The organism is Bifidobacterium sp. UBA6881, from assembly GCA_002451435.1.
In the GTDB taxonomy this organism is placed as follows: domain Bacteria; phylum Actinomycetota; class Actinomycetes; order Actinomycetales; family Bifidobacteriaceae; genus Bifidobacterium.
In genome coordinates this window covers 5,139-11,599 of the sequence record DKCF01000030.1, presented here as the reverse complement: position 1 = coordinate 11,599, position 6,461 = coordinate 5,139, and the positions used below count along the sequence as shown (strand labels likewise).

General features: G+C 61.4%; 4 protein-coding genes. 1 reads left to right on the top strand and 3 read right to left on the bottom strand.

Annotated features, from left to right (window positions below):
* Positions 1 to 647, top strand: a 647-nt coding sequence (locus B3C64_RS02270; RefSeq protein WP_291533434.1) for an SAF domain-containing protein, incomplete at its 5' end; no start/stop codon positions are given.
* 251 nt (positions 648 to 898) lie between these two features.
* Here the strand turns inward: B3C64_RS02270 and B3C64_RS08730 are convergent.
* From B3C64_RS08730 to B3C64_RS02255, 3 genes are all read right to left on the bottom strand, one after another.
* Positions 899 to 1,051 carry a BAG family molecular chaperone regulator 5 gene (locus B3C64_RS08730; RefSeq protein WP_349679948.1) on the bottom strand — a complete coding sequence of 51 codons (153 nt, stop codon included), beginning with the start codon at positions 1,049 to 1,051 and terminating at the stop codon, positions 899 to 901.
* Between the two features lie 140 nt (positions 1,052 to 1,191).
* Positions 1,192 to 4,821 carry a helicase gene (locus B3C64_RS02260; RefSeq protein ID WP_291533430.1) on the bottom strand — a complete coding sequence of 1,210 codons (3,630 nt, stop codon included), beginning with the start codon at positions 4,819 to 4,821 and terminating at the stop codon, positions 1,192 to 1,194.
* 8 nt (positions 4,822 to 4,829) lie between these two features.
* The gene (locus B3C64_RS02255) at positions 4,830 to 6,377 is read right to left on the bottom strand and encodes an FHA domain-containing protein (RefSeq protein WP_414632147.1); all 1,548 of its coding nucleotides are present in this window, start codon (positions 6,375 to 6,377) and stop codon (positions 4,830 to 4,832) included.
* Positions 6,378 to 6,461: the final 84 nt, after the last annotated feature.

Below are 6,461 nucleotides of genomic sequence, written 5' to 3'. Positions count from 1 at the left end.
GCCTCGCGCGTAGACGAGCCACCATGCGAGTGCGTCGAATGCTCGCCGCACTATGCGCGGGTCTGGCGATGCTCACCGGACTGCAATGCGTAAGACTTATGGTGGCGACCAGACCAATCGTCATCGCGACGCGAACGATCACACGCGGAAGCACGATTCCCGCCAACGCGTTGGCCATACGGGAAATCGCGGATGATGCCGCTTTGGAGCATGCCTTCCGTGCGGTGGAGGAAGCCGTCGGCATGACCGCGCAAGTGGATATTCCCGAGAACGGCATCGTCGTGCCGGCCATGGCGCGAGCGTCACCGACGGTGTCCAAAGGGCACACGGCGATTGAGGTGAGCCTGGCAAGTTCCGCCGACGATCTGATTCCCGGCGACGTGGTGATGTTGTCCGGCGCGGCCATCGACCAGGGCCCGAACACGGACCCACCCACGGAAAACGAATCCGCAGGAGACAAGTCCACAGGAGATACAACAACAGGCACAGCCTTGCAGGAGCTTTGCCCGAACGCCATACTCATGGCGAAACCGACGCAGGATGCCAACGGCAACATCACGGCGGTGTTCGCCATGCGTCCCGAAGAGGCCGCGGCGGTACTGCAGGCGCAGACGTACAACGCGATCATCGCCGTATCCGCGGAATGACCTGAGTCTGCCGTACCGCAAACCCAAAGACGGCGCGATCATCGCCGTATGCGAAGAATGACCACCGAACACTGATCGGATCCCATGGCGGCATGCCATTAGCTCCGGGCCATTCATGATTCGTCGTGCCGTCAACGCATGCCAACGCGCATGGGACGCGTGGCAACACGGGTACACGGCGATGATAACGCGCATATCAGCGTCCAGCACCGACACATGGCAACGTTCCCGTGTGCCAGTGCGCGCATTCATCAACGGCCGCGTTCGGAGAAAACGCCCCAGTGCGGCGGCAATTCGCCAAGAATGCGCTTGTCGTCATCGGCCTCGCGCTGCCGTTCGGTCAGCACGTCGGACGGTTCCAATTTGACGCCATCGGCATCGAACAGTTCCGTTCCCTGGCGCACGACGCGTTTGTGTTTGCGGGCGGTGCGTCGCGTGGCCGAATATGCCGGAACCGTGGTTGACGCCGCCCGCGCGGCGGAGTTCCCGTCGGATTGCGAATCCGGAGTATCGGCATTCACCGAACACACCTTTGGTTCAGCGCTCATTTGTCCTCCTGATACATGCCGCTCAGGCAGGACACGATACGGTCGACCTCCCTATCGGGATTCACGAACGCGCCGACGCTCCACACCGTCATCACGGACCATCCCAATGATTCGATGTTCTGCAGCAGGGTGCGATGCCGTTCCCGGGTGGATTGCAGTTTCATGAACTGCGCGTCATCGGTCAGCACGGCCAGCGCGAACGGCTTGCCTTGCAATCCGACGACGAGAGGAATCCTGGCACCATCCTCGAAACCATACTCCACCGCCACATTCAGGCCACGTGCGCGAATACGGCTGGCGAGATCATCGAACAACACATTGGAACCGGAGACCATGGTCTTCGGACGAACCGGCTCGTTGTCTTCGTCCTGCAATCCTTCCGCCCAGCCAAGCACCGTTTTCAGCATCTTCGGGCCGGCCTGATGCAACCGCTCGTCATCCATATCGGAAGACGAGAACGCCGATACGATGTCAAGGTGCCTGTCCGGCACCGCAAGGGCATCAAGCAGCATGCCGCGCCCGCCGTCCGACTCCAGCGTGCCGAATTGCTGCAGCAATCTGCCGTGCGTGGTCTTGGCGTAGCACATCGCAAGAATCGCGTCGGTGGCATGGGCTCCGGCGACATCCGCGATATCGATGATGCGCACATGGCGCAGGAACATGCCCTTGGACTTGTCGCGATTCGCGATCGTCTTGAGCTCGGCGCCCAAACGAAGCCGGAACGCATGCGTCAACGTCACCACCGTCAGCACATAGGATGCGGGAACGACGGTGAACGAGGCCGCACGACGATTGATGATGTCGATGATCTTGTCGATTTCCTGCTGGCTGCTTTCCACCAGTCCCGACGCCATGGACGGCACTCCCGTCGCATCGGGGACGAAATGGTATTCGAGCCTGCCTTGGAACTCCTCACGGACCACATTGTGAGGCAACGTGCCATAACCTTCCGACTCCAGAAAGTCATCCAGCCTGGGAGCACGGGACAACGGACGATCGGCGATTTTCACGCTTGGCAGCAAGTCGATCAGATGCCGTACGCCTTCGGAAGTGACCGTCTGCCGGTGCGCGATGATGACGACCTGCTTGGCCCGGCTGACGATGCTGAGCAATTCGACGGACGGAATATGCGCGCCCGCGTCGATGATCGCCACATCGGCCAGCGGAACGGGATCGGTGATCGCGGCCAACGTCGCGGGCGTCGCCATCAGAATCGGCTTCGCCGCGGCGAGGATCTGCGTGTGCTCGCGGTGCAGACGATTCAAGGAAACCTTATGGGACCCCACCAGCGACGTGTGCAGCAGATTGGCTTCCTGTGTACGGGAGAACAGCATGTCGCATAGGCGACGCATCGACTCCTGCGCCACCATCGGGCCGGCGGAACGCACATGCTCCACATCCACCTGCGCGAAACGATCGGCGGCATCCTGCAACGCATAGCCGTCCTGATTGGAGATGATCGCGGAAGACCTCACGATGTCTTCGAACGCCGTGGTCCACCACGCCAGTTGCAGTTCCCCGGCCACAGCCTCGCCGTCGATCCCGCGATTCGAGAAATCGGCAACCAGCTCATCAAGACCCGCGTCGTGGAATTCACGTTCCAAACGGGCGCGCTCCGGAAGGTTGTCGAGCGACTGCTTGTCGGCATGCAGCGCCTTCAGGCGTTCTTCGACCTGATTAAGGTCGACGGTTTCAAGCTCCCCGCCCTGCGGAGTTCCCGCAAGCACCGCATCCAACGAGGTGAGGTCGCGGGCGAGCTCGTTCTGCGTTTCGATGATGTCGTCCAGCTTGGGCGGCAATACCGGCCATCCTCCATGCGGCACGAACATGCGCCACTGGTCGGCCTGCTTGGACACCACCTGCAGCGCCTCGTGCAGGTTCTCCACCTGCGCGCCGACGCGAAGCATGCTCTTGGCTTCCTTGATATGGCGGCGCCGCTCCCAGAAACCCATGGAGCTTCCCTCGGTCTTACGCGACTCCTTCGACTTGGTCGCCTCGAGCATGGACGCGATGTCGCGTTCGAAAATCTCCGGCTGGAACACATCGAGCACACGACGCAGATTCTTCAGCACCGTGACCTGACGCTCCCATTCCTGCGCGGTGGACGGCACCGGGAATCCACAGGCCTCCACCGTCGCGGAGACCTGGTCACGCAGCGCCGGCAGCACCTTGCACAACAGTTCCACCACACGCTGGTATGCGGTGACGGCCTCATCCTCCGAATAAATCGAAGCACGATACCAAGCGGTATCGCCTTCGGTAATGGAGAATTCACCCAAATCGGCGGCGCGCTTGAGTTTTCCGGCCCATTGTTCCATCGTGTCGGCGATGTCATGCGCCGTTTGCTTGTCCAGACGCACATGCGTGGCGGGGTGGGTGGGAAGCATCGCGATCTGCGCGAGGTTCTGAATGGTCTGATATGCGGAAACGCCCCATTCCTCGCTGATGCCGTGAAGGTCGCCCAGATATCTGGTCAGCCGTGAGCGCACTCCGACCAATTCGTCGGCGATCTGGTCGAAGCGGGATGAGGCGACGCCCGATTGGAAACTGACCGCGGCGATCAGCTGGCGGTCAATGGCATCGTTCGCATTGGCGTCGGCGATGTCCAGCACCTGCCCGCCCATCTCGTTGGCGACGACGGCCTGTTCGAAACGCCGCTTCTGATCGTTGACGCAGGGAACGTACAGCACGGAACGACCGTTCATCACGCAACGCGAAGCGATCGCCAGCGCCTGCTCGGCGGTGTTGTTGGCGATCACGCTGTCGACGAAAATCGAATGTCCGGCAGCGGCAAGCCGCGCGGCGTAGCGCACGGTGTTGTCGACGTCGCCGACCTCGTATTCGCTGTGCGGGTCGGAGTCAAACGGACTATACGGAGGAATCTCGGCCTTTTCCAGCGTCCGCACCGCGGATTTGTCGCCGGCGAGCGCGTCCAGGACGATGTTGCCGGTCTGCCCTTCCGACAATTGATCGATGATCTTCTGGCTTTCCACCAGCATCTGCGCCGAGGAATCCATGAAGCAGCCAAGGATGATGTGACGTTCGATTTCGAAGTCGGGGAACGCCTCGCATGCGCGGTCGGCGATCGCCGCGAACACCGCGGAGGTCTCCGGGGTGCCGCTTTCGTAATTGGAACCGTCGAACAGCCGGGATTCGTCGAGGGTCACGCTGTTTTCGCGCATGACCGACGCGAACGCCGCATTCAGGCGCACGCGGCCGGTGAACGCGATAACCGTTCCCTGCTCGATGTTGCGGCCTTCCCTGCGTACTTCCACGGGATACATGAGCACCGGCATCTGGTTGCCCTTCCATGTGGCCACGCCGACCACCAAGGACAATTCCCCGACGCCATTGATCCGGCTTTTGGTTTCGCTGTCGTCGAGCACGCGTTCGATGCGACGGCCGGCGGCGCGGAGCATGCCGCTGTCGCGGAACAGCGAATCCAGTGTGACATGGCCGCTTGCGAACAGCTGCGCGATTCCCGAAGGATGGGCGTGGGTCATGTCGAGCTGCGCGACGAGCTGCGTCACGTCCTCAAGCGGCGACGGCGACAATCCAAGACGGTACTGCTCGCGCCAGCTGCGGATACGGTCCAGCGCGCCGGTGGTCTCATTGCTCTCACTCATGTGTTGGTTCACTTCCCTGTCGCTTTACGATATTCCGCGTATCCGGCGTTGCGGGACAACGCCGCATCGATGTCCGGGTCCCCCAACGCCTCCAGCCATGCATACAAATCGTCGTACAGCATCGTGTTCATGGCAAGGAACGGCAGCAGCTCCGGATGCCGCGCCATTTGGAACTGCACGGTGAAATCATCGGTGCGCTTGGCATCGTCCGACGTCATGCCATCGACCTCAATGGTCTGCTCCTGCTTGGCCAGTCCGCCCTTCGACACCCGGTCGAACACGGATCCAGGCTGGAAGATCGGCGTGATGGTCGCGGTGATATCGGTGGTCTGCGTCTCGTTCGTCGGAACGGTTGCCTCCCCATGCGGACGGAAGCGTTCATTCCCATCGGAGTCGGCGTATCCCGCGGCTTCGGAAGACGCCTCCACCCGGGAGATGCTCTCCGGCGGGTTCTCTTCCGGCACGGCGTTCGCCGATGCCGCGTCCGCCGCCACATCTTCCGAGGGCGCGTTCTGCGCGAAGACGCTCTTTGAAGAAGCGTCCCGATGCGCAAGGTCCTCGGACACGACTCCCTCCGCGGATTCCACGGCCTGCGGCTGATGTGCCGGAGCCGACGCCACCGGCTGTGAAACGCTGGTGGATTGCGGCATCAGCACAACGGAAGCCGGAGACGATGCGGGAGCGCCGAAGAGCTTGCCCACGGGCACCATGCCATTCGTGTCGGATTGCGAGCCGCCCGACGACTGTTCGGCAGGCTCGGATTCGTCAGATCGCGCGGAAACGTCCCCAGACGTCTGTTGTGTGGCGTTCTCCGCGGCCTTGGCCGCGGCGTCCTTGAACAGATCACGGGGCTTTTCCTCGGCAACGTCGTTGCTCGGCACCAATGATACGGAAGGCAATTCGTCGGCTTCCGGGGCATCCGTGCGCGTCTCCGGAGCGAATGAATGCTCCTCGGCCCGCTTCATGGAATCGACGCGTTCGGCCACGTTGCGGGCCCGGAACAACGTGGTGGGCTCGCCCGAGCGGAGATTGAGGATATCGTCCACGGACATATCGGACAGATCCGGCTCCGGGGCCTTTTCCTCGGAATCGGCGTATTCAAACAGATTCGACACCGCTGGAGCGTGCTCGGACGCGGCGCGCGCGGAAACATCGGTTCGTTCGAACGTGACCTTCACATCACCGAACTGCACGATCATCGGCGACTTCGGAAGCTCGATATCGCGTCCCGTGGGCATTTTGATGAGCTGTCCGTTCTCCGTCACCATATAGGAGCCGTTGGTGGAATTCAGATCGCGGATGAAGGCCCTGCCCTGCTCCTTGACGGTGAACACGGCATGACGTTTCGACATGGACTTGTTGATGTCCACGACATTGAGACGGGTCAGACCATCGTCAGGCAGAGGACGAAGCGGCTTGCGCCCGATCTCCACGCTTTCGCCGCTCTTCAGTGTTTTCAGATCGACCCCATTCGCTCTGACGGTCCACTGCTGCGCTGTTCGTTGATCTTCGCTCACCGCTGTCGGCCTTCCTTTCATCACGACAACATCTGCCATTGTGTCATGCTTTGCGACGTATTGCAGGATTATGACGCGTCAAAATTGACATGTTCCATACATTGTTCTCATTCTATGGCAGGC